Annotated in this window: 16 protein-coding genes and 1 rRNA gene; 4 read left to right on the forward strand and 13 right to left on the reverse strand. The window is 69.3% G+C overall.

Annotation, left to right across the window (positions count from 1 at the left end):
• Positions 1-26: 26 nt before the first annotated feature.
• Positions 27-140 (forward strand): 5S ribosomal RNA (rrf, locus tag A3AG_RS0104410).
• Positions 141-225: 85 nt separating this feature from the next.
• Here the strand turns inward: rrf and A3AG_RS0104415 are convergent.
• The 8 genes from A3AG_RS0104415 to A3AG_RS0104450 all read right to left on the reverse strand — a co-directional run bounded on the left by A3AG_RS0104415 (position 226) and on the right by A3AG_RS0104450 (position 11,964).
• Positions 226-1,377, reverse strand: coding sequence for an MFS transporter (locus A3AG_RS0104415; protein ID WP_018004257.1), 1,152 nt, complete (start codon positions 1,375-1,377; stop codon positions 226-228).
• A 226-nt stretch (positions 1,378-1,603) separates the two neighbouring features.
• On the reverse strand, positions 1,604-2,611 hold the full coding sequence (locus A3AG_RS0104420) for a tripartite tricarboxylate transporter substrate-binding protein (RefSeq protein ID WP_018004258.1): 1,008 nt from the start codon (positions 2,609-2,611) through the stop codon (positions 1,604-1,606).
• Positions 2,612-2,741: 130 nt separating this feature from the next.
• On the reverse strand, positions 2,742-5,465 hold the full coding sequence (locus tag A3AG_RS0104425) for a nitrate reductase (RefSeq protein WP_018004259.1): 2,724 nt from the start codon (positions 5,463-5,465) through the stop codon (positions 2,742-2,744).
• Between the two features lie 39 nt (positions 5,466-5,504).
• Positions 5,505-6,746, reverse strand: a complete 1,242-nt coding sequence (locus A3AG_RS31345) for an NAD(P)/FAD-dependent oxidoreductase (RefSeq protein WP_018004260.1) — start codon at positions 6,744-6,746, stop codon at positions 5,505-5,507.
• A 59-nt stretch (positions 6,747-6,805) separates the two neighbouring features.
• Positions 6,806-7,189, reverse strand: coding sequence for a nitrite reductase small subunit NirD (nirD, locus tag A3AG_RS0104435; protein WP_026163936.1), 384 nt, complete (start codon positions 7,187-7,189; stop codon positions 6,806-6,808).
• Positions 7,190-7,215: 26 nt separating this feature from the next.
• Complete coding sequence (gene nirB / locus A3AG_RS0104440; protein ID WP_018004262.1) at positions 7,216-9,777, reverse strand: nitrite reductase large subunit NirB; 2,562 nt, start codon at positions 9,775-9,777, stop codon at positions 7,216-7,218.
• A gap of 65 nt (positions 9,778-9,842) precedes the next feature.
• A complete protein-coding gene (locus A3AG_RS0104445; RefSeq protein WP_018004263.1) occupies positions 9,843-11,162 on the reverse strand; it encodes a NarK family nitrate/nitrite MFS transporter in 1,320 nt (439 codons plus the stop codon).
• Positions 11,163-11,490: 328 nt separating this feature from the next.
• Positions 11,491-11,964, reverse strand: coding sequence for a winged helix-turn-helix transcriptional regulator (locus A3AG_RS0104450; RefSeq protein ID WP_018004264.1), 474 nt, complete (start codon positions 11,962-11,964; stop codon positions 11,491-11,493).
• Positions 11,965-12,041: 77 nt separating this feature from the next.
• Here A3AG_RS0104450 and A3AG_RS0104455 point away from each other — a divergent pair, with 77 nt between their 5' ends.
• Positions 12,042-12,623, forward strand: coding sequence for a GNAT family N-acetyltransferase (locus A3AG_RS0104455; protein WP_018004265.1), 582 nt, complete (start codon positions 12,042-12,044; stop codon positions 12,621-12,623).
• A 19-nt stretch (positions 12,624-12,642) separates the two neighbouring features.
• Here the strand turns inward: A3AG_RS0104455 and A3AG_RS0104460 are convergent, their stop codons facing one another.
• Entirely contained in the window at positions 12,643-13,455 is an 813-nt protein-coding gene (locus A3AG_RS0104460) for an EamA family transporter (RefSeq protein WP_240619790.1), read from the reverse strand.
• A gap of 207 nt (positions 13,456-13,662) precedes the next feature.
• Entirely contained in the window at positions 13,663-14,085 is a 423-nt protein-coding gene (locus A3AG_RS0104465; RefSeq protein WP_018004267.1) for a Fur family transcriptional regulator, read from the reverse strand.
• 99 nt (positions 14,086-14,184) lie between these two features.
• Between A3AG_RS0104465 and A3AG_RS0104470 the strand changes: the two genes are divergently transcribed.
• Both A3AG_RS0104470 and A3AG_RS0104475 read left to right on the forward strand, forming a co-directional pair.
• Entirely contained in the window at positions 14,185-16,356 is a 2,172-nt protein-coding gene (locus tag A3AG_RS0104470; protein ID WP_026163938.1) for a TonB-dependent siderophore receptor, read from the forward strand.
• 13 nt (positions 16,357-16,369) lie between these two features.
• Positions 16,370-17,596 carry an acetyltransferase domain-containing protein gene (locus tag A3AG_RS0104475; RefSeq protein ID WP_051073473.1) on the forward strand — a complete coding sequence of 409 codons (1,227 nt, stop codon included), beginning with the start codon at positions 16,370-16,372 and terminating at the stop codon, positions 17,594-17,596.
• A 29-nt stretch (positions 17,597-17,625) separates the two neighbouring features.
• On the opposite strand, the gene A3AG_RS0104480 is transcribed toward A3AG_RS0104475, so the two are convergent.
• Genes A3AG_RS0104480 through A3AG_RS0104490 form a run of 3 tightly spaced genes read right to left on the reverse strand, consistent with a single transcriptional unit; the run spans position 17,626 to position 22,865 of the window.
• A complete protein-coding gene (locus tag A3AG_RS0104480) occupies positions 17,626-19,521 on the reverse strand; it encodes an efflux transporter outer membrane subunit (protein WP_018004269.1) in 1,896 nt (631 codons plus the stop codon).
• Between the two features lie 39 nt (positions 19,522-19,560).
• Positions 19,561-21,522 carry a glycosyltransferase family 2 protein gene (locus tag A3AG_RS0104485; protein WP_026163941.1) on the reverse strand — a complete coding sequence of 654 codons (1,962 nt, stop codon included), beginning with the start codon at positions 21,520-21,522 and terminating at the stop codon, positions 19,561-19,563.
• Positions 21,522-22,865, reverse strand: coding sequence for a hypothetical protein (locus A3AG_RS0104490; RefSeq protein ID WP_018004271.1), 1,344 nt, complete (start codon positions 22,863-22,865; stop codon positions 21,522-21,524). The genes A3AG_RS0104485 and A3AG_RS0104490 overlap by 1 nt, the downstream gene beginning before the upstream one ends.
• Positions 22,866-22,887 lie beyond the last annotated feature (22 nt).

Raw genomic sequence — 22,887 nt, forward strand, 5'->3', positions numbered from 1 at the left:
ACCCGACAGCGCCACAACCCCTCATGCCTGGTGACCATAGCGAGTTGGAACCACCCCTTCCCATCCCGAACAGGTCCGTGAAACGACTCCGCGCCGATGATAGTGCGGATTACCCGTGTGAAAGTAGGTCATCGCCAGGCTCTTATACTGCAAAACCCCTCGACAGCGTGTGCTGCGAGGGGTTTTGTCTTTGGCGCGGCCTAAACGCTGCGCTCGCATTTTCTCTTAGAGCTGCCGACGCCGTACCGTGGCACTCCCGATGGCGCCGGCCATGCAGATTCCGCCCAGCAATGCCGCGTCAGGCGTGACACCGTATGTTGCCGACGCGCTTGCAGCGACCGGCAACAGCATCAGTACGGCCACGTTATTGATGCTTTCCGACACCGCGAGCACTTTTCCTTTGTTGGCACCGGCCCTTTGCGCGAGGAGGGCGGTGCTGGCAGGTGCCGCGATACCCAGCGCCGCTCCCCAGGTCAGCAGACATCCCAGCGCCACCGACAGCCCGATCGCGGCCGTCAGGAATAAGGTCATGGAACCGGCGACCACCACGGTAGCGAAAGTCAGGATGTTTTCTTCGCGCTGGTAACGTCTGCGGGCCTGTCCTGCCAGCATATTGCCGAGCGCCAGCCCCAGACCGAATACGGAAACGGCAATGCCGACGGCTCCCACCTCCAGCCCGTATCGGATTCGCAGGACTTCTCCCGCAAAGACGTAGCCCGCGACTGCACTGCCATTCCAGGCGCCTTTTGCGAGCAGAAGACCCAAGATGCCGTCGCCTGCGTTGTTGATTGACGGATCCTTAGTCATGCTCATGCAGGCGGGTGGCAGATCGCGCGGAATCACCCAGGAGCCCGCTCCGAAGGCCGCCAGGCAGCAGCCAGCGATCCACAGAAATGGCGCGCGCCAGCCCCAGCTTTCAGCCAGCAAACCTGACACGGCGGGCCCAGCCGCGATGCCCGCGGTCATGCCAAGCATGACGCCACCCATGGCGCCTGCCTGCCTCGCCGGGGGGATCCGCTCGGCGATCAGCGCGAAGACGGTCGGGATCGTGGCGGCTGCGGCGAGGCCGCCAAGAATTCGCAGTGCCATGGCGGCCTGCAGTGTCGGCACCAGCGTCAGCGCAAAGCTATCCGCCGCGAACAGCAGCATGGCAGCGAGCAGTACCTTGCGGCGTCCGGCGCGATCCGAGAGCCAACCCATCAGCGGTGCCGCCGCGGCGTAGGACAAGGCATAGGCCGAGACCAGTCCCGAGGCATGCGCCGGAGACGTGTCGAAGGCCGCGGCGAGCGGGGCCAGCATCGGTGCGAGCATGAACTCCGCTGCCCCGACCATGCAGACGGCAAGGGCCAGGACGGGCAGAAGGAACGGCGATGACATTGGGAAACTCCGGGTGAGATGACGGACAGCCGAAGCGCGCGTAGAGACGGCAACGCGACGGCATCGATGGCAAAAACCACCTAAATCGGGAAATTGAGCGGCGCCGCAGAGTCGGGCGCAGACAGAAGCGGTGCGCGGCGGCACCAGTCAGGCGGGATGGGCGGACCAGGAAGGTCCGCCCGGGAGATGAAAGATTCTAACGTATTGCCGGCAGAGGAGCGTCGGCCTAGTCGGCCTCGACCTTCATCGACCTCAACAGCGGCTGCCACTTGTCGCTTTCCGCCTTCAGCAGCGTCCGCAGGCCGTCAGGCGTCTGCTTGTCGACCGGGACGATTTCCGCGCCAAGTCCGTCCAGCTTCCTGATCACGGCAGGATCCTTCAGCCCCTTCTGCAATGCCCTGGTCAGGCGTTCGACTGCGGCCGGCGGCGTGCCCCTGGGCGCGTAGATGCCGTGCCATACCTTGACGTCAAAGCCTTTCAGGCCGCCTTCCTGCAGAGTCGGGGCCTGCGGCAGCGCCTTGATCCGTCCCGGCGTGGTGACGCCGAACAGGCGCACGCGATCGGCCTGGATATGCGGCAGGGTGGCCGTGGTCTGGTCGCACAGCAGGTCGACCTGGCCGCCCAGCAGCGCGGTCAGCGCGGGGCCCGCGCCCTGGTAGGGAATGGCGTTCAGCCTCACGTGCACCGATTGTTCGAACAGCAGTCCGCACAGCTGGGACACGGCGCCCAGGCCGGCATTGGCCAACGACACCTTGTCCTTGTTCTGCGTCACGTACTGGATCAGTTCCGGCACGGTCCTGGCCGGCAGGTCCTTGCGGCCCATCAGCGTCATCGGCACGTCCGCCACCTGGCCGACGTACTCGAAGTCCTTCAGCGGCGCATACGACAGCTTCTTGTACAGCGCCGGCGCGGTCGCCATGCCGTTGTGGTGGATCAGCAGCGTATAGCCGTCGGCTTGGGCGCGGGCGACAAAGGCGGCGGCGACGGTGCCGCCGGCACCGGTGCGGTTTTCCACCACCACGCTCTGGCCGAGGTCTTGCGACATGGCTTGCGCCAGCGTGCGCGCAACCACATCGGTCGGGCCGCCGGCGGAGTAGGGCACGACCAGGGTGATCGGCCTGGCCGGATAGGCGTCGGCCGCTGCCGCGCCGCAGGCGCCCGCCATGGCCGAAGCCGTCACCAGCACGCCCGCCAGCCATCGCGGCCCGGCGTGCCAATACTTCGCATCCTTCATTGCTGTCTCCAGATTGTTGCCGCGCCGTGGGTCCGGGGCGGCTTGTCGCGGTGTGCGCGGCTAGCATGGCGGCAAGCCGTGGCGACAGCAATCTGGTTCTCGTAAAGGATGCCTAATGCCTGGCGAAAGATCAGGCTGCCTCGGCCACGCGCACTTCCACCAGCAGTTTTTTCAGCTCGGGCACGCACGAGCCGCAGTTGCCGCCGGCCCTGAGGCAGGCCGTGATCTCCGCGGGTGTCTTCAGGTCATGCTTGCGCACCGCATCGCAGATGGTGTTGCGCCCCACGCCGAAGCACGAGCACACCGTCGGGCCGGTGTCGGCGCCTTTCTCCATCGGCTGTCCGAGCAGCAGACCGATGCGGTCGGTGTCTTCCAGCCGCTCGCGTCCGAACAGGCCGGCGAGCCAGGCGCGCGACGGCAGCTCGGGACGCGTCGACACATAAACGCAGGCCTCGAGCCGGTCGTCGACGACATGGCCCGCGTGGTACACGCCAGCGGCGCGGTCCTCGTATTCCAGCCAGTCGGCGTCCGGGTCGGTCACGCCAAGCAGCGCGCGCGCCCAGGCGGTGCGATCGGCGACGGTGTCGCGGCCGGCGAATTCATAGCGCTGGAACTGGCGGCCCTGCACGCGCGTCCAGTAGGTCAGCGCTTCGGCCGGCAGCGCGCGGCGGCTCAGCATGAAGCCATGCCAGTGCACGCCGAACGGCTCGACCCGCACCGGCGTGTGCTTGAACTCGGGCTCGCCGGAAACCGGATCGACCACCGGATTGACCAGCGCGCCGACGCGCGCATCGGAGCTGAACTGCCCGTTCCAGTGGATCGGCACGAACACGCTGCCGCGCGGAATGCCGCCGCCATGCCGCACGCGTGCGACCATCGCGCCCCAGCGCGTGCTGACGCGCGCCAGCTTGCCCTCGCCCACGCCGCACAGCAGCGCGTCCTGAGGATGCATGTCGACAAAGGGTTCGGGCAGGTGGTCGGCCAGCTTGGCCGACTTGCCGGTGCGCGTCATGGTGTGCCACTGGTCGCGCACGCGGCCGGTGTTCAGGATCAGCGGAAAGTCGTCGTCGGGCGCGTGGGCCGGCGCACGGGGCGGCGTGGCGACAAAGCGGGCGCGGCCGTCGGCGTGGGCGTAGCGGCCATCGCCGAACAAGCGCCCGGCATCGTGGGCGCCACGCGCGGGCACCGGCCACTGCACCGGTTCCAGCGCGTCATAGTGCGCGCGATCCAGGCCGGCCAGCCCACCGATATCGAACGCGCGCGGCGCATCATGGTTGCGCCATGCACTCAGGCGCGCATGTTCGTCGAAGATCTGGTGCGGCCCGGCATAGTCAAAGCCGCTGAAGCCCATGCGGCGTGCCACCTCGCACAGGATGTCCCAGTCGGCGCGCGCTTCGCCCGGCGCCGGCAGGAAGGCGCGCTGGCGCGAAATGCGCCGTTCGGAGTTGGTCACGGTGCCGTCCTTCTCGCCCCAGCCCAGCGCGGGCAGCAGCACATGCGCGGCGGCGTTGGTGTCGGTGCGCTCGACGATATCGCTGCTGACTACCAGTTCGCACCTGGCCAGCGCGCGGCGAGCCTGGTCGGCATCCGGCAGGCTCACCACCGGGTTGGTGGCGATCACCCAGACCGCCTTGACGCGGCCGGCCTCGATGGCCTCGAACAACTCCACCGCCTTGAGGCCAGGGCGGTCTGCGATCGCCGGCGCTTGCCAGAAGCCCTGCACGACCTCGCGATGCAGCGGGTCTGCCAGCTCCATATGCGCGGCCAGCATGTTGGCCAGGCCGCCGACCTCGCGCCCGCCCATCGCGTTGGGCTGGCCGGTCAGCGAGAACGGGCCCGTGCCCGGCAGGCCGATCCGGCCGGTCAGCAGGTGGCAGTTGATGATGCTGTTGACCTTGTCGGTGCCGGCCGACGACTGATTGACGCCCTGCGAGAAGGCGGTCACGGTCTTTTCGGTGTGCGCGAACAGGGCGTAGAAGTCCAGCACTTCCTGCACGTTCAGCTTGCAGGCGCGTGCCACCGCGGCAGGATCGGCGCAGGTGGCGTCGGCGGCCTGCAGGGCTTCGTCCAGTCCCGCGGTGCTGGCGCCGACGAAGGCGGCGTTGGCGTGCCCTTCACGCGCGAGGTAGCTCAGCAGCCCGTTGAACAGCCACACGTCGGTGCCGGGGCGGATCGCCAGGTGCAGGTCGGCGAGTTCGCAGGTGGCGGTGCGGCGCGGGTCGATCGCCACGATCTTCATCTCCGGGCGCGCTTCCTTGGCCCGGGACAGGCGCTGGAACAGGATCGGGTGGCACCACGCGGTATTGGAGCCCACCAGCACCACCAGGTCGGCCAGTTCCAGGTCTTCGTAGTTGCCCGGTACCAGGTCTTCGCCGAAGGCGCGCTTGTGGCCGGCGACGGCCGACGACATGCACAGGCGCGAGTTGGTGTCGATATTGGCGCTGCCGATGAAGCCCTTCATCAGCTTGTTGGCGACGTAGTAGTCCTCGGTCAGCAGCTGGCCCGAGACGTAGAGCGCGACCGAATCCGGACCATGACGGCGGATGATATCGGTGAAGCCCTGCGCCACGGTGTCGAGCGCGCGGTCCCACGACACCTGCCGCAGCCGGCCGTCGTCATCGCGCAGCTGGGGATGGAGCAGGCGGCCTTCCAGGTCGACCGTTTCGCCCAGCGCCGAGCCCTTGACGCAGAGCCGGCCCTGGTTGGACGGATGCTGCGCGTCGCCCGCGATCTCGACCTGGCCGTCGGCGCGCACCGTGGCACGCACGCCGCAGCCGACGCCGCAGTACGGGCAGGTCGTGGCGGTGGTAGTGGTCGGGGTTGCAGAGACAACCGGGATGTCGGACAGGTTCACGCGTTCTCCGTGCGGGGGCGTTATATGGCTTGGTTGACGCTAGGCAGCCAGCGCTTCGCACTGTGCCTTGCCGAACAGCAGGCGCTGGCGCAGCGCCGCCACCGGCGTGCCTTGCTGGATCAGCTCGAAGTACCAGGCACCGTCCTGCACGTCGCCGTACAGCACCGCGCCGACCAGGCGGCCGTCCTGCAGCACCAGGCGCTTGTAGACGCCGCGGCGCGCGTCGCGCAGTACCAGGTCTTCGCTGCCTTCGCCGCCGATGAAGTCGCCGGCGGAGTACAGGTCGACACCGGTCACCTTCAGCTTGGTCGCGGTGGCCTGCTGCACGTAGCGGCGATGGCCGGCGCCGGCCAGGTGCGCGGCGCACACGCGTGCCTGGTCCCAGATCGGCGCGACCAGTCCGAAGGTGGCCTGGCGATGCTGCACGCACTCGCCCACGGCGTAGATGCGCGGGTCGTAGGTCTGCAGCGTGTCGTCGACGACGATGGCGCGCTCGCAGTGCAGGCCGGCGCCGGCGGCCAGTTCGATATTGGGTCGCACGCCGGCGGTCATCACCACCAGGTCGGCGGGGATCTCGCTGCCGTCCCTGAAGCGCACTCCGGTGACGCGCTCGCTGCCGAGGATCTCTGCGGTCTGCGCGCTCAGCAGGAAGCGCAGGCCCTTGCGTTCGAGCGCGCCCTTGAGCAGCGTCGCGGCCGGCTTGTCGAGCTGGCGCTCCATCAGGCAGTCGGCCAGGTGCACCACGGTCACGTCCATGCCCTGGCGCAGCAGGCCGTTGGCCGCCTCCAGCCCCAGCAGGCCGCCGCCGATCACCACCGCGTGGCGATGGTTGCGCGCGGCCTCCAGCATGGTCTCGACGTCCTGGATGTCGCGGAACGCGATCACGCCGTCGAGCTGGTGGCCCGGCACCGGGATGATGAACGGCTTGGAGCCGGTAGCCAGCAGCAGGCGGTCATAGCGCACCTCGCGCCCCGCGGCGGAGCGCACCACGCGGCGCGGCCGGTCGATCGAGACCACGGGATCGCCGGCGAGCAGCTCGATGCCGTTCTCTTCGTACCACTCGCGCGTGTTCAGCATGATGTCCGCCACCGTCTTCTCGCCGGCCAGCACGGGCGACAGCAGGATGCGGTTGTAGTTGCCGTGCGGCTCGGCGCCGAACACCGTGATGTCGTACAGGTCCGGCGCCAGGCGCAGCAGTTCCTCGACCGTGCGCATGCCGGCCATGCCGTTGCCGACCACGACCAGGCGTGGCCGGGCTTGAGGATTGGCGGAAGGCGTCATGCCGGCATCTCCGTTGGCAGGGCAGGTGGACAGGGGCAGCATGGATCGGAGCGGCAGGGTCAGGCGGCGAGTTCTTCCTCGGCCTCGCGCACTTCCACGCCGGCGGCGATCCATACCTTGCCGTCATAGACGCGCGCGGCGTAGGCGTTGACCGACTGCTCGGGCGCCTCCAGGCATTCGCCGGTGCGCAGGTCGAAGTGGTGCTTGTAGATCGGCGAGGCCACCACCAGCCGTTCGCCCAGGTTGCCGACCAGCCCGCGCGACAGCACCGCGGCCTGCGCGTTGGGATCGAAGTTGTCGATAGCGTAGACCTCGTCGCCGCGGCCGATGCGGAAGACCGCGACCTGGCGGTCGCCGACCAGCGCGCACACACCAGTATTGGGCACGATATCGCGCACGGTGCAGACGGCGGTCCACGTTTCGGCATGGTGGGGATGGCTCATCACGTTCTCCTTGTTTGCGGGCACGGTCAGGCGGCTTTCGCGGGCATGGACACCACGGGAATGTGGCTCAGCCGGGAACGTCGCAAGTTCCGTTCCTCCGGCGTGGCCGGGCGGATCTGGCCGCGCTCTTCGATAAAGACCAGGTTGTCGTCGCGGCGGTCGCTGTTAACGAAGTGGCGGAAGCGCTTGCGCGTCTCGGGATCGGTCACGGCCTTTTTCCACTCGTCTTCATAGGTGTCGACCACGTGCTGCATCTCGGCTTCCAGCTCGGCGGCGATGCCGAGCTTGTCGTCCAGCACCACCGCCTTGAGGTAGTCGAGTCCGCCTTCGAGGTTGTCGCGCCAGACGCTGGTGCGCTGCAGGCGGTCGGCGGTGCGCACGTAGAACATCAGGAAGCGGTCGATGTAGCGCACCAGCGTGTCGTGGTCGAGATCGCTCGCCAGCAATTCGGCGTGGCGCGGCTTCATGCCGCCGTTGCCGCAGACGTACAGGTTCCAGCCCTTGTCGGTGGCGATCACGCCGACGTCCTTGCCCTGCGCCTCGGCGCATTCGCGGGTGCAGCCGGACACGCCGAACTTGATCTTGTGCGGCGCGCGCAGGCCCTTGTAGCGGTTTTCCAGTTCGATCGCGAGGCCGACCGAATCGCCCACGCCATAGCGGCACCAGGTGGAACCCACGCACGACTTCACCGTACGCAGCGCCTTGCCGTAGGCATGGCCGGATTCAAAGCCGGCGGCGATCAGCTCTTCCCAGATATAGGGCAGTTCCTCGGCACGCGCACCGAACAGGTCCACGCGCTGGCCGCCGGTGATCTTGGTGTAGAGGCCGTATTTCTTCGCGACCTGGCCGACGGCGATCAGGCCTTCGGGCGTGACCTCGCCGCCCGGCATGCGCGGCACCACGGAGTAGGTGCCGTCCTTCTGGATGTTGGCCAGGTAGTAGTCGTTGGAGTCCTGCAGGCTGGCGTGCTCTTCCTTCAGCACGAACTCGTTCCAGCACGACGCCAGGATGCTGCCCACCGTGGGCTTGCAGATATCGCAGCCGAGGCCGCTGCCATGCGCTTCCAGCAGCGCGTCGAAGGTCTTGAACTTGCCCACGCGCACCAGGTGGTAGAGCTCCTGGCGCGAGAACGGAAAGTGTTCGCAGAGATGGTTGTTGACCGCCATCCCCTGCTTCTTCATCTCGGCCTTCATGATCTGCGTCACCAGCGGCACGCAGCCGCCGCAGGCGGTGCCGGCCTTGGTGCAGCTTTTGAGCGCGCCGATGCTGGTCGAACCATCGCAGACGGCGGCGCAGATCTCGCCCTTCGATACGTTGTTGCACGAGCAGATCTGCGCGGTGTCGGGCAGGGCGTCGGCGCCCAGCGCCGGCCTGGCCTTGCCGCTGCTGTCCGGCAGGATCAGGAATTCGGGCGACTCGGGCAACTCGATCCTGTTCAGCATCATCTGCAGCAGCGTGCCGTACTCGCTGGCATCGCCGATCAGCACGCCGCCCAGCAGGTACTTGCCGCAGTCGGACACCACCAGCTTCTTGTAGACCTCCTTGCGGTCGTCGCTGAACTGGTAGATGCGCGCGCCCGGCACGGTGCCGTGCGGGTCGCCGATGCTGGCCACGTCGACGCCCATCAGCTTGAGCTTGGTGCTCATGTCGGCGCCGCCGAACTCGGCCGCCTCGCCGCGCAGGTGGCGCGCGGCCACGCGTGCCATGTCGTAGCCCGGTGCCACCAGGCCGTAGATCTTGCCGTCCCACAGCGCGCATTCGCCGATCGCGTAGATGTCCGGGTCGGAAGTGCGGCAGTGGTTGTCGACCGCGATGCCGCCGCGCGCCCCGACTTCCAGGCCGCTGGCGCGCGCCAGTTCGTCGCGCGGGCGGATGCCGGCGGAGAACACGATCATGTCGGTGTCGAGATGGGTGCCGTCGGCGAACACCATGCGATGGGTGCCGTCCTCGCCGTCGACGATCTCGACCGTATTCTTGCCGGTGTGCGCGGTCACGCCCAGGCCCGCGATCTTCTGGCGCAGCATGCGGCCGCCGCCTTCGTCGACCTGCACCGCCATCAGCCGCGGTGCAAACTCGACCACATGGGTCTGCAGGCCCATGTCGCGCAGCGCCTTGGCGCATTCGAGGCCAAGCAGGCCGCCGCCGACGACCACGCCGGTCTTCGAACGCGCACCGCATTCCTGCATCGCCTCGAGGTCTTCGATGGTGCGATAGACGAAGCAGTCCTTGCGGTCCTTGCCCGGCACCGGCGGCACGAACGGGTACGAGCCGGTGGCGAGGATGAGCTTGTCATAGGACAGCGTCTCGCCGGTGGAGACCTTGACCGTGCGCGCGGCGCGGTCGATCTCCACCGCACGGGCGTTCAGGCGCAGCAGCATATTGTCGTGCTGTTCGAAGAAGCCCGCCGGCACCAGCGACAGGTCTGCGGCCGACTTGCCTGAGAAGAACTCGGACAGGTGCACGCGATCGTAGGCGGGGCGCGGTTCTTCGCACAGCACGGTCACTTCCAGGTTCTGCGCGCCCGCTTCCGCCAGGCATTCCAGGAACTTGTGACCTACCATGCCGTGGCCGACGATGATCAGTTTCATGATGCTTTCCTTGTCCGGTAGTCAGTCTTTGCTGCTTGATATTGCTGTGGGGCGATGCCTGGCAATCAGTTGGCCAGCGCGCTGTCGTACAGCGCCTGCTCGCGCGCCTTGTGCTCGGCGCTGAAGCGGATGGCGATGGCGCACAGCGCGGCGATGGTGGCCAGCACGCCCAGCACCATCAGGGTCTGCTGCACGTTGCCCAGGCCCTTGAGCAGGAAGCCCGCGGCCACCGCGCCGACGTTGCCGCCCGCCCCGATGATCCCGGCCACGCCGCCCAGCGCCTTGCGGTCGATGAAGGGCACCAGCGCGTAGGTGGCGCCGCAGGCCATGTGGGTGAACAGGCCGAACAGCAGCATCGCCACCACCGCCATGGCAACGTTGCCGGCCTGCGCGAACCACAGCAGGCCCAGGCCTTCGCCCAGGATCAGCGCGAACAGCAGCGTGGCGCGCGCATCCAGGCCGCGCCGGCGCGCCGTCTTGTCCGACAGCCAGCCGCCCAGCGCGCGGGCAAACAGCGCCAGCAGGCCAAAGCTCGCGGCGGCCATGCCGGCGGCCTTCAGGCTCAGGCCGAAACGGTCGACGTAGTACATCGCGGCGATGTTGTGGATGAAGATCTCGACGCCGAAGCAGGCGCCGTAGGTGATGAACAGCAGCCACACGCGGTAGTTGGCGCTGGCGGCGCGGAAGCTGGCCCAGCCGCCACCTTTGCCGCCATCCTTGCCGCTGATCTGCATGCCGCGCGCGCGCAGGTCCGAGTAGTTGCCTTCCGGGCAGTCCTGGGTGAAGCGGTAGTAGACGACGGCCATCACCAGCATCAGCACGCCCGGCACCAGCAGCGCGATGCGCCAGCCGAAGGCATGGTCCGCGCCCAGCATCAGCACCGCGGCCAGCACCAGCGGCATCAGCGCCTGCGCGGCGCCGCCGCCGGCATTGCCCCAGCCGGCCGCGGCCGCGTTGGCGGTGCCGACCACGTTGGGCGCGAACATCACCGAGGTGTGGTACTGCGTGATCACGAAGCTGGCGCCGACCGCGCCGATCAGCAGGCGGAACACCAGGAAGGTCTCGTAGTTCTGCGCCAGCGCCACGCCCAGCACCGGCAGCGCCCCCAGCGCCAGCAAGCCGGTGTAGGTCTTGCGGGGGCCAAAGCGATCGCACATCGGGCCGATCACCAGGCGCACCAGGATCGTCACCGCGACCGCGGCGATATTGATGTTGGCGATCTGGCCGGTGCTCAGGCCGAACTCGCCCTTGAGCAACGGCATCAGCGGGGCGCAGGCAAACCACGCGAAGAAACACACGAAGAACGCCATCCAGGTCAGGTGGAAGGCGCGCATCTGCGGAGTGCTCAAGCTCAGCAGCTCGATGCGGGTGGCTTTGCCGGTCATCGTCACTTGCTCCAAAAACAAATGGCGTCCCGCAAACCGGCCGTGAAGCCGGTTCAGGGGACGCCGTTGTCCTGACAGCCGCTACATGGGATAGGGGCTGTGTATGTGGGGGCGGGCCGGTCGCCGTTGACGGGCCCGGACCCGATTACGCAAGGGGTGTGCCAGCGGGTTATGTGACGGGCAAGGGCGTCTGGAGGCCTGGCGGCGGGGGCGCAAGCGGCCTGGATGCGCTGTGGTGGGGCGGGGCGGGGACGCGCGGCACGCTCATGGTGCAGTGCGATGAATTGCGCTGGTGCGGCGCGGCACCAGGGGCAGGCAGGCCGTGGCCTCAGGCTCCGGCGGGCTTTTGCACCGGGATGATCTGCATGTCGCGCGGCGACACCTCGGCGCCGTCCTCGTCGACCAGCGCCGCGCGCACCAGCTTGCCATTCGCGCGCGAGCGGATCTCGACCGGGCCCCCGTCGGGCGCCAGGTGGCAGTCGCCCCATTGCATCAGGCCAACCAGCACCGGCAGCAGCTCCACCGCGGCGCGGGTGGGGCGGTACTCGAAGCGCTCGCGTTCGCCGGGTTCGCGGTAGCCGACCTTGCGCAGCAGGCCGGCATCGGTCAGGGTCTTGAGCCGCGCCGACAGCACCGCGGGCGAGCATTCCAGCCGGCGCAGGAAGTCGTCGAAGCGCGTCACGCCGTGGAAAACGTCGCGCAGGATCAGGATCGTCCACTTTTCGCCGATCAGCGACAGCGTGGAAGCAATCGAGCAATGGCGGAGATCGGACGCAGTAGGGGTCATGATGCCGTGAAGCATAGCATGCTGACTTCATTTGCAAAAGTCAGGTTATCTCCTATACTCTGGCTACAGATTATGAATCTAGAGGTGGCAGCATGGATAACCGGGCCTTGGCGCGCGGCGGCGTGACGGAAAGCTGGACGGCGGGACGGGGCACGCAGGTGACGCTGCGCCGCACCCGGGTGCAGGACAGTGCGGCGTTGCGGGCGATGGTGGATGCGCTGTCGCGGGAAAGCCGCTACTTCCGCTTCCTGACCGGTGGGCGCGTGGTGGACGAAATCGTCGCCGGCCTGGCTGCGCCAGGGGACGATGGCGTGGCGCTGGTGGTGGTCGCGCCCGGTGAAGACGGCAGCCAGACCATCGTCGCCAGCGCCGAATATGTCGTGTCCGGCCAGATTGCCGAGTTCGCCGTGGTGGTGGCCGACGCCTGGCAGGGGCAGGGGCTGGGCCGGCGCCTGATCGCCAGGCTGTGCGAGCTGGCGCGTGCGGCCGGCCTGCATGGCCTGCGCGGCGACGTGCTCAGCGAGAACCGGCGCATGCTGGCCATCCTGCAAGGGCTGGGCTTTGCCAGCCGCCGCAATCCGCACGACAGCTTCCTGCATGAAGTCTCGCTGGCGCTGGCCCAGCCGGCGCGCAGCGCGCAACGGCTGCCGGCGGACTGGTTCAGCGCGCGCTGAGCTGCCGCGCCAAACCTGCTCAGCCGGCCTCGCGCTTGCCGCGCGAAGTCATGGTGCAGCCGACCGAGGCCGTGATGATGCTGGCGATCGCCAGCCACTGCACCGTGCTCAGCTGTTCATGCAGGAACACCAGCCCGGCCAGCGCGCCCATGGCCGGCTCCATGCTCAGCAGGATGCCGAAGGTGCGCCGGTGCAGGCGCTTGAGCGCGACCATTTCGAGCGAATAGGGAATCGCGCTCGACAGGATGCCGACCGCCAGCCCGAACAGCAGCAGCGTCGGACTGAACATGGCCGTGCCCGCATGCGCCAGCCCGAACGGCAGCACCACCAGCGCGGCCATGGTCAGCCCCAACGAGGTCGCCTGCCCGCCGTGGGCGTTGCCCGCCATCTGCCCGAACACGATATACAGCGCCCAGCCCACGCCCGCGGCCAGCGCATAGCCGATGCCGACCGGATCGAGCGTGCCGGCGGCATCGCCCACCGGCAGCAACAGCAGCAGCCCGGTGACCGCGAACGCGATCCACAGGAAATCGATCGCGCGCCGCGACGACAGCACCGCCACCGCCAGCGGCCCGGTGAACTCGATCGCGATCGCCAGCCCCAGCGGAATGGTTCGCAGCGACATGTAGAACAGCAGGTTGGTGGCACCCAGCGCCGCCCCGTACAGCGCGATCGCGCGCGCGTTGGCGCGCGTCAGCGGCATGCGCCACGGGCGCCAGACGCCCAGCAGGATCAGCGCGGAAAAGCTCACCCGCAGCGCCGTGGTGCCCTGCGCGCCCAGTGCGGAGAACAGGCTCTTGGCAAACGAGGTGCCGATGCACAGCGAGGCCATCGAGCCGGTCAGGGCCAGTACGGCAATCAGGGTCGAGTGGCGGTGTGCGGTGGCGTGCTGCAAGGTCGGGTCCGGTAGGAATGTTGGGGTCTGCGCGAAGGTTGCCGCATCATGCGGCAAGCGCGGCGCGGGCGCCATATACAGGTGCGCGCCGGCGGCTCAGTACAGTTGCGCCGCGTGCGGCCGCGGGCCGGCCCCTGCCGCGGCTCAGTGCTCCCGAGCCGCGGCCTTGCGCCGCTTGCCGGGCTTGCCGGCGCAATCCGGGCAGCGCCCCAGCAGCGTCAGTTCGTGGTGCTCCACCACGAAGCCGGGCGGCGTGATTTCCTCCAGGTGGCCGGGGCACCCTTCCAGCGGGAACACGCGATCGCACGCCAGGCACTGGAAATAGTGGCGGTGCGTCACCGCACCCGGTTCCTCCGCCAATTCATACCGGTCCGCCTGGCCGGGCAATTCCACGGGGTGCACCCGCGCATCGTCGACCAGGGCACGGAGGTTGCGATAGACGGTGGCCAGGCCCAGCGACGGCACCTGGCGCTGCGCCGCGGCCAGGATCTCGGCCGGGCTCAGCGGCCGGCCGGCTTCGCGCAGCGCGTCGATCACGGCGCCGCGTTGACGGGTCATGCGTTCCATGCCTAGAATCTTAGTGAGAATCTATTATCATTAGTGAGTCGCCGCGGTTTGCCAGTCGGATGGCCGCCGCGGCGACTCGTTTTTTTCGGGGTGTTCCTTATGCTGCTTGCGCAGCCCAGCCATGCCCGGCACGCGGTGCCGCTTTCGTTCCTGCACAGGGTGTTCCGCCCGGTGCCAGCCCGGCGGCCCGTAGCCGCCCTGATGCTGGCGATGTCCGGCCTGGCCGACGCGGCGGAAGTGGCGCCGGCCACCGATATTACGCTGCCAACGGTGTCCGTGACCGGCACGGCCACCGCATCATACAACCCGCCCGACGCCACGGGCGCGACCCGCACCGACACGCCGCTGCGCGAGATCCCGCAGTCGGTGCGCGTGGTGCCGCGCGCCATGCTCGACGACCTCGGCGCGACCCGCTTCGACCAGACCTTCGACTATGTCAGCGGCGTCGCGCGCCAGAACAACTTCGGCGGGCTGTGGGACAACTTTGCCATGCGCGGCTTCACCGGCAACGAGAACACCGGCGCGGGCTACCTGGTCAACGGTTTCGCCGCCAACCGCGGCTATACCGCGCCGCTGGACGCGGCCACCATCGACCGCGTCGAGGTGCTCAAGGGCCCGACCTCGTCGCTGTACGGCAGCAGCGAGCCCGGCGGCACCTTCAACGTGGTCACGCGCCAGCCGCAGTTCCGGCCCGCGCAGCGCTATGGCTTCGAGCTGGGCACGCGCGACGGCTACCGCGCCACCGTCGACGTCACCGGCCCGCTGGGCGAAGACATCGCCGCCAGGCTGATCGCGGTGGCCGACCACCAGGGCAGCACCCGCGACTTCATCCACAGCCAGCGCTACCTGGTCGCGCCGTCGTTCACGTGGATGCTCGGCAACGACACCGTGCTGCAGTACGCGGCGGAATTCCAGCGCTACACCACGCCGATGGACCGCGGCGTGGTCGCCGTCAACGGCCAGCTGGGCCGCATTCCGCGTTCGCGCTTCCTGGGCGAGCCCGGCGATGGCAGCCTGCGCCTGGACAGCCAGTCGCACCAGCTCAGCGTCGAGCACCAGTTCTCGCCGCAGTGGCAGGGCAGGCTCGGCCTGTCATACCGCGGCGGCGCGCTGGCCGGGCATTCGAGCGAGGCGGCCGCGCTCGCCGCAGATGGCCGCACGCTCTGGCGCCAGCACCGCTACCGCGATTTCCAGTCCGACGATGTCTCGCTGCAGGCCAGCGTGACCGGCAAGTTCAGCACCGGCCCGGTCGGGCATGAACTGCTGCTGGGTGTCGACGCCTACCGCTTCGGCAACACCATGGCGATCCTGCGCAGGAACCCCAGCGCCGCGGCGCCGTACGCGATCGACATCTACGACCCGGTCTATGGCCAGCCGGCGCCGCCGCTGGCGTGGAACATGGATAACTACGAGCGCCAGCACAATGTCGGCGCGTACGCGCAGGACCAGCTGAGCCTGGGCGAGCGCTGGCGGGTGCTGGCCGGGGTGCGCTTCGACAGCTTCAGCCAGTCGCTGGACGACCACCTGCGCGGAACCCGCACCACGCAGCATCACAACGCGGTGTCGCCGCGCGTGGGCGTGAGCTATTTGGCCAGCAACAACCTGTCGCTGTTTGCCAATGCCAGCCAGTCGTTCCGCCCCAATGCCGGCACCGGCGCCGCCGGCCAGCCGTTCGAACCCGAGCGCGGCCGCGCGCTGGAAGCCGGCGTCAAGTTCGACAGCGACGACCGCCGCACCGGCGCCACGCTGGCCGTGTTCGAAATCCGCAAGCGCAATGTGCTGGCCGCCGACCCGGCCGATCCGTCGTTCTATGTCGCCGCCGGCGAGGCACGCAGCCGCGGCGTCGAGCTCGACGTGGCCGGGCAGCTCGGCACGCACTGGCGCGTCTCGGGCAGCTTCGCGCTGACCGATGCCGAGATCACGCAGGACACCCGCCTTGCCCCCGGCACGCCGTTGTCCAACGTGCCGCGCACCAGCGCCAGCCTGCTGGCGATGTACGAAGACGCGGCGCCGGTGGGGCAGCGCTACGGCGCCGGCGCCGGCCTGCGCTATGTCGGACGGCGCCCGGGCGATGTGCAGGACAGCTTCTCGCTGCCCGCCTATGTGCTGGTGGACCTGCACGGGTACTGGCAATACAGCCGGCACGTGCGCGTGTCGCTCAACGTCGGCAACCTGTTCGACAAGACCTATTACGCCAGCTCGTACAACAGCCTGTGGGTCGCGCCGGGCGCGGGCCGCAGCGTGCGGCTGGGCGTGCAGCTGAGCTATTGACGAGGGTCCGACGATGCCGACACCCGTGGCGCGTACCGACGCATCCCAGCCCCTGCCGGCCGTGACGGCGCCTGCCGCAGCGGCGCGGTCCGTTTCCGGCGCCACCCGCAGGCTGCTGTCCATCGACGCCCTGCGCGGGCTGGTGATGCTGGTCATGCTGCTGGACCATGTGCGGGACATGTTCTTCCTGCACGTACCGGTCGCCGATCCGATGGATGTCGCCGCCAACTCGCCGGCACTGTTCTTTTCGCGACTGCTGGCCCACCTGTGCGCGCCGGTATTCATCGGGCTGGCCGGCGTCTCGGCCTGGCTCTACGGCAACGCCGGGCATGACCGGCGCGCGGTCAGCGGCTTCCTGCTCAGGCGCGGCCTGTTCCTGGTGCTGCTGGAGCTGACCGTGGTGGGCCTCGCCTGGACCTGGCGCCTGCCGCCGCAGGTGATCTACCTGCAGGTGATCTGGGCCATCGGCCTGAGCATGATGGCGCTGGCGGCGCTGGTCTGGCTGCCGCGCGCGGCGCTGGTCGCGCTGGGCGTTGCCCTGGTGGCGGGGCACAACCTGCTGAGCCCGTTGCACTTTGCGGCTGACAGCGCCTGGCACGTGCCCTGGGCGATCCTGCACGACCGCACCTGGATCGAGGTGGCCGATGGCCTGCGGGTGCGCACCTCATATCCGGTGCTGCCGTGGATCGGCGTGATCGCGCTGGGCTATGCGGCGGGGCCGTGGTTTGCCGCGGCCATGCTGGCCCGCGCGCGCCAGCTAAGGCTGGCCGCCTGCGGCCTGGCGGGACTGGCCGGCTTTGCGTGGCTGCGCGCGCTCAACGGCTACGGCCAGGAACAGAAATGGATGCCCGGCGCGGATGCCCTGCATACCGCGATGAGCTTCCTCAACGTGACCAAGTACCCGCCGTCGCTGCTGTTCCTGCTGCTGACGCTGGGCTCGGGGTGCCTGCTGCTGGCGTGGCTGGAGCGCGTGCAGGACGGCCGTCCGGCGCGTTGCCTGGCCGTGTTCGGCGCGGTGCCGATGTTCTTCTACCTGCTGCACCTGTATGTGCTGCAGGGCCTGTACCAGCTTTGCGTCTACCGCTTGGGCCTGAACCAGGGCCGCGTGTTCGGCCTGGACCATGTCTGGCAGCTGTGGCTGGCGGCAGCCGTGCTGGTGCTGGTGCTGTGGCCGGCGGTGCGCTGGTTCGCGGCGCTGAAGGCGACGCGGCGTGACTGGCGCTGGCTGAAGTACTTCTGACCCGCGCTTCGCGCCGCCGCGTGCAGCCCTCAGCGCGGCGCGGTGGCGACAGGGGCTGGCTGGACCGCCGCCGGAGCGGGTGCCGGCGCCTGCTGTTGCGCCACGGGTTGCTGCTGCGCGGCGGGCTGTTGCTGTGCACCGGGCGGTTGCTGCGCGACGGCTTGAGGCTGCGCAACGGCTTGAGGCTGTGCAACGGCTTGCGGCTGTGCAACGGCTTGCGGCTGCGCGACGGCTTGCGGCTGCGCGACGGCTTGCGGCTGAGCCACCGCCTGAGGTCGAGCGATGGCCTGCGGTTGCGCGACGGCCTGTGGCTGCGCTACCGCCTGCGAACGCGCCGCGGCTTGCGGGCGGGCAGCTGGCGCCGCGCTGGTCCCGCCGCTTGCCGCCGGCGCGGCCTCGGTCACTTCACGCCAGCCGCCGCCCAGCGCCTTGTACAGCGACACGCGGCTGGTCAGCCCGGCCAGCTTGTAGGTGATCAGCGCCTGCTGCGCGGTATAGAGCTGGCGCTGCGCATCGAATACGCCGAAGTAGTCGTCCACGCCGTTCTTGAAGCGCATCTCCGACAGCCGCCGGGTCTCGCTGCCTTCGCGCACCAGCGCTTCCTGCGCCTGCACCTGGCGCTCGTAGGTGGCGCGCGCCGCCATGCTGTCGGCCACTTCGCGGAACGCGGTCTGGATGGTCTTCTCGTAGTTGGCGACGTTGATGTCCTTGCGCACGTTGGCCGCGTCGAGGCCGGCTTGGTTGCGGCCGGCGTCGAAGATCGGCACCGTCAGCTGCGGGGCGAAGACCCAGGCCATGCCGCCCGAGAACAACCCCGCCAGGCTGCTGCTGGCCACGCCCAGCGCGCCGGTCAGCGAGATGCGCGGGAAGAACGCCGCGCGCGCCGCGCCGATATTGGCGTTGGCGGCCTTGAGCCGGTGCTCGGCGTCGAGGATGTCGGGCCGGCGCACCAGTACGCTGGAGGGCAGGCCTTCCGGGAACTCGCGCATCAGCAGGCGCGCGTCGAGCGGATCGGGTGCGGCGGCATTCGGATTGGCGGGCGCGACACCGGCATCGGTGACGGACTTGGGCAGCGGCCCGCCGATCAGCAGCGCCAGCGCGTTCTCGTCCTGCGCGACCTGGCGGGTGTACTGCTCCACGCCCACCTGTGCGGTCTGCACCTGGGTTTGCGCGCGATGCTGGTCCAGCTGCGCCATCGCGCCCACCTGGTGCCCGCGCCGGACCATCTCCGCGGCGTCCTGCTGGGTCTTGAGCGTGTCCTGCGACAGCTGCAGCAGTGCGCGGTCGGCGCGCAGCGTCAGGTAGGCACTGGCGACTTCGGCCACCAGGCTGATCTGCGCACTGCGGCGCGCCTCTTCGGTGGCCATGTATTCCTCCAGCGCGGCATGCTTGAGGCTGCGCACGCGGCCGAAGAAGTCCAGCTCGAACGCGGTCAGGCCGATGCCGGCGTTGTAGGTGGTGATCTGTGGCGACTGTCCCGCCGCGCGCAGCCGTTGCGGCAGCCGCTGCGACACCATGCCGGCATTGCCCTCCACGGTGGGGAACTGCGCCGCGCGCTGGATCTGGTACAGCGCGCGCGCTTCGTCGATGGCCAGCGTGGCCATGCGCAGGTCGCGGTTGTTGGCCAGGGCCAGCTCGATCAGCTGGCGCAGCTGCGGGTCGACGAAGACATCGCGCCAGCCCAGGTCGGCGGCGGAGGGGCCGGGGCGCTGCGCTGGCTGGCCCGGCTGCGCCGCGCCGTTTGCCGGCTTGGCCTGCGCGGTGCGGTAGGCGGCGCCGTCGGGCCACGCCGAAGGGATCGGGGCTTCGGGGCGCTGGTATTGCGGCTCCAGCGTGCACGCGGCAAGCGCCAGCACCAGCGCGCCGGGCAGCAGCAGGCGTGGCGGCAGGTGGGCGGGGCGGCGGAGTCGGGGCAGGCTTCGCATGGATGGTTCCGGAGAGAGAGAAACAGGGAGCAGCAGGGGTCAGCCCATCAGCGCGCGCCGCATGAAGCGCGAGATCGCCAGTTTGGGCTGCCCCTGTCGGGCAATGTTGTGGGCGGGATCGGTGAACAGCAGCCGGATCAGCGCGTGCCGCGCGGCCATGCTGGCATGCAGCGCGATCCCCAGCAGCTGGCCGTCGCGGCGTACCACGCGGCACGGGATCCAGCCGGTCTGCTCGAGCCACAGCGCGCCCTCCATGCCGGGGCGGAAGGCCGGCGCCAGCGGCGTGATCACGGCCACGCCATTGCAGGACAGGTCCCGGGTGGTGACGCGGTACTCGCGCCCATCTACGCGCAGCAGCGCGGCGGCATGGTGCGGGAAGCGCTCTTCCTTGCGCGGCCGCGGCAGTTCCACGCATACCAGCAGCGAGGCCAGGTACAGCATCAGCGCGACGCCGGTCCAGATCGTGTTGAAGGCCAGCCCTTGCGCATCGGGGTCGACCACCAGCGCGCGGCCGAGGCCCAGCGCGGAGAACCCCAGCAGGCCGGCGTACAGCGCCGCGAACTTGCCGTGGATCACCAGCCTGGAGCGGTCCAGGCCCTTGTTGGTGACCTTGAACGGCCGCCCGAACGGCTTGAACATCGCGCTCGCCAGCGACGCGGTCACCGCCAGCGCCGCGACGATCTGCGTCACCTCGGTAAAGATCGGCAGCGCGCGCTGCCCGGTGATCCAGATGCTGTACGCCCAGTACGCCACCAGCGCGGGCAGGCCGTAGGCGAGGAACTGCAGCGGCTCGCCGTACAGCGTGGAGACGCCGAAGTACCAGTACAGCAGCGGCCCCGCCAGCAGCATCAGCGTGAACGGGCGCGACAGCCAGTGCAGCAGCCCGTGCACATAGTGCAGGCGCTGCATGCCGGTGTAGCCGCGCCCGCGCAGCGGACCATCGGCGGTCAGCGCCACCTGGATCGTGCCCAACCCCCAGCGGCTGCGCTGGCTGATGTACTCGGGCAGGCCCTCGGCGGACAGGCCCACGCTCAGGCGCTCGTTGAGCCAGCGCGTGATATAGCCGTGCGGCAGCAGCCGGTAGGTCAGGTGGATGTCCTCGGTCACGGTGCCGGTGGGAAAGCCGCCGATCAGGTCGATCAGGTCGCGCCGCACCACGAACGAGGTGCCGATGCAGAACGCCGCGCCCCACGCGTCCTTGGCCGGCTGCATCACGTCGAAGAAGGCGCGCTGCTCGTCGACCCAGCATTCGGTGGCGCGCAGGTTGTACTGGATCGGATCGGCGTTGTAGTAGAACTGGGGCGTCTGCACCACGCCCACGCGCGGGTCGCCGAACAGGCCCACGGTGCGCAGCAGGATGTTGCGATGGGGCGCGAAGTCGGCGTCGAGCACCAGGATGTAGGGCGCGCCGCCGGCGGCGGCGCTGTGGCGCAGGCCGTTGTTGAGGTTGCCCGCCTTGGCGTGGGCGTTGTCGGGACGCGTCACGTAGTTGGCGCCGACGCTTTCGCAGAATTCGCGCAGCCAGTCGCGGCGGGTGTCGTCGAGCACCCAGACGCGGAAGTCCGGATAGTCGATCGCCAGCGCCGCGACGATGGTCTTCTCCAGGATCTCCAGGCCTTCGTTGTAGGTGGCGATGAAGATGTCCACCGGCGGCACTCGCTGCGCGCGGCGCAGCGCGGCTTCTCCCGCATCCGCATCGGGCGTGTGGTTGCTGGTGCGGGCCAGCACCACGATCGACAGCAGCGTGTAGGCCAGCGTCATGCACTCAAAGGTAAAGAACACATGGGCCCATACGCTGGCGAAGGTCATCTGCCAGTCGGGCAGGGTTTCGCGGATGCGCCAGGTCAGGTACACGCCCAGCAGCAGCGCGGTGACGCCGCCGAACAGGATGCGGTCCGCCGGCCGCTCGTGCCGGCACAGCAGCGACAGCAGCACCGTGGCCAGCAGCACGCCGCCGTTGATGATCAGCAGCGTCTGGTTTTCCAGGAAGAGGGCGAACATCATCGGTCCTTGTCGGGGGTGGGGCTGGCGGCGGCGATCGCCGGCGGCGGGCAGGACGGCTCCAGGCAGCCGCCCGGGCGGAACGGGTTCCAGCGCGCGGCGGCCAGCACCGCCCACGCGGTGGCGCCCAGGTGCGGCAGGTGGAAGTAGTGGAAGTCCTCGGTGGTGGAGGTGGGACCGATCGACAGCCCGGTGCTGACGCGCGCCTGCGGCGTGGCGTAGAGCATGCCGGACGGTGCGCGCTGGGCGCGCAGCAGCGGCCACAGCGGCGCGGCCTGCTGCGCTTGTCCGGCGGCCTGCAGCACCAGCGCGGCTTGCCCGGTGCCTTCGGTCCAGATGCCGTCGGGGTTGCCCTTGAAGCCGTAGCCGGCGCCGGCGCGATGCTTGGCTTCGACCCAGGCCAGGTTGCGGCGCCAGTCCTGCGGCGGGTCGGGGAAGGCAATCAGCGGCCACAGCACGGCGTCGAGCGCCGACGGGCCGGCATTGGGCGCGCGCCCGTCGTCGTGCGTGCCGATGATGAAGCGGCCCTCGCGTGGCTGCCACATGGCGCTGACAAAGCCGCGCGAGCGCGCCGCGCCGTCGCGCCAGCGCGGCTCGTTGCGCAGGCTGGCGAGCCAGCTGAACGCCGCATAGGTGTCGACGTTGTGCTCGGTCGATTTCCAGCCCTGGCGGATCTGCTTGGGCTCATGGCCGAAGAAGCCGCCGACATATCCGGCCGGCGCGGCGGGGTCCGGCACGGTGGCATGCACCCAGCCCATCAGCGCCGCGGCGCCGTCGAGATAGCGCGCATCGCGCGTGGCGTCATGCACCGCCAGCAGCAGCAGCGCGGCCCAGGCCACGTTGCCGGTGGCGGTGCCGGCCTGGTAGGCGTCTTCGAACCAGCGCTTGCTGGGTTCGTCCCACCAGCCCGGCAGCGGCGCCGGGCCCGCCGGCAGCGGGCCGGCGCGGTAGGCGTTGCGCAGCCGCGCGTCGCGGAAGTGGCGGTCCTGGCGGGTGGCCTGCAGCACCGCATCGGCGATGCGCCGCGCTTCAGCGGGCCGCTTGCACGCGACCAGCGCGATACCGGCCAGCGCGTTGTCGTAGACGAAGGCGGCATTGCGCAGCGCCGGCGCTAGCGGCTCGCCGCCGGGCGCGGGCTCGTAGCTGGCCAGGAACAGCGGGCCATTGCCGCCGGCGCGGGCGACTTGATCGCCCAGCGCCTTGCAGCCTTCTGACAGCAACGCCAGCTGCGCGGGATCGGCGGCGCGCGCCGCGCTCGGCGACAGCGTCAGTGCCAGCAGGGCGGGAAGCAGCGCGCCGGCGACGATGCGGGGCAGGCGTGCGGACGAAATCGGCAATCGCATCCGGCTCTCCTTGTCGCGGGCG

This window comes from Cupriavidus neocaledonicus, assembly GCF_000372525.1.
Lineage (GTDB): Bacteria > Pseudomonadota > Gammaproteobacteria > Burkholderiales > Burkholderiaceae > Cupriavidus > Cupriavidus neocaledonicus.

Bases quoted from the DNA above. Each gene is read 5' to 3' on its own strand.
- A3AG_RS0104485 (WP_026163941.1), bottom strand. From the start codon at position 21,522: ATGTTCGCCCTCTTCCTGGAAAACCAGACGCTGCTGATCATCAACGGC.
- A3AG_RS0104470 (WP_026163938.1), top strand. From the start codon at position 14,185: ATGCTGCTTGCGCAGCCCAGCCATGCCCGGCACGCGGTGCCGCTTTCG.
- A3AG_RS0104420 (WP_018004258.1), bottom strand. From the start codon at position 2,611: ATGAAGGATGCGAAGTATTGGCACGCCGGGCCGCGATGGCTGGCGGGC.
- A3AG_RS0104490 (WP_018004271.1), bottom strand. From the start codon at position 22,865: ATGCGATTGCCGATTTCGTCCGCACGCCTGCCCCGCATCGTCGCCGGC.
- A3AG_RS0104450 (WP_018004264.1), bottom strand. From the start codon at position 11,964: ATGCTTCACGGCATCATGACCCCTACTGCGTCCGATCTCCGCCATTGC.
- A3AG_RS0104415 (WP_018004257.1), bottom strand. From the start codon at position 1,377: ATGTCATCGCCGTTCCTTCTGCCCGTCCTGGCCCTTGCCGTCTGCATG.
- A3AG_RS0104480 (WP_018004269.1), bottom strand. From the start codon at position 19,521: ATGCGAAGCCTGCCCCGACTCCGCCGCCCCGCCCACCTGCCGCCACGC.
- A3AG_RS0104445 (WP_018004263.1), bottom strand. From the start codon at position 11,162: ATGACCGGCAAAGCCACCCGCATCGAGCTGCTGAGCTTGAGCACTCCG.
- A3AG_RS0104455 (WP_018004265.1), top strand. From the start codon at position 12,042: ATGGATAACCGGGCCTTGGCGCGCGGCGGCGTGACGGAAAGCTGGACG.
- A3AG_RS31345 (WP_018004260.1), bottom strand. From the start codon at position 6,746: ATGACGCCTTCCGCCAATCCTCAAGCCCGGCCACGCCTGGTCGTGGTC.
- nirB (WP_018004262.1), bottom strand. From the start codon at position 9,777: ATGAAACTGATCATCGTCGGCCACGGCATGGTAGGTCACAAGTTCCTG.
- A3AG_RS0104475 (WP_051073473.1), top strand. From the start codon at position 16,370: ATGCCGACACCCGTGGCGCGTACCGACGCATCCCAGCCCCTGCCGGCC.
- A3AG_RS0104465 (WP_018004267.1), bottom strand. From the start codon at position 14,085: ATGGAACGCATGACCCGTCAACGCGGCGCCGTGATCGACGCGCTGCGC.
- nirD (WP_026163936.1), bottom strand. From the start codon at position 7,189: ATGAGCCATCCCCACCATGCCGAAACGTGGACCGCCGTCTGCACCGTG.
- A3AG_RS0104460 (WP_240619790.1), bottom strand. From the start codon at position 13,455: ATGGCCTCGCTGTGCATCGGCACCTCGTTTGCCAAGAGCCTGTTCTCC.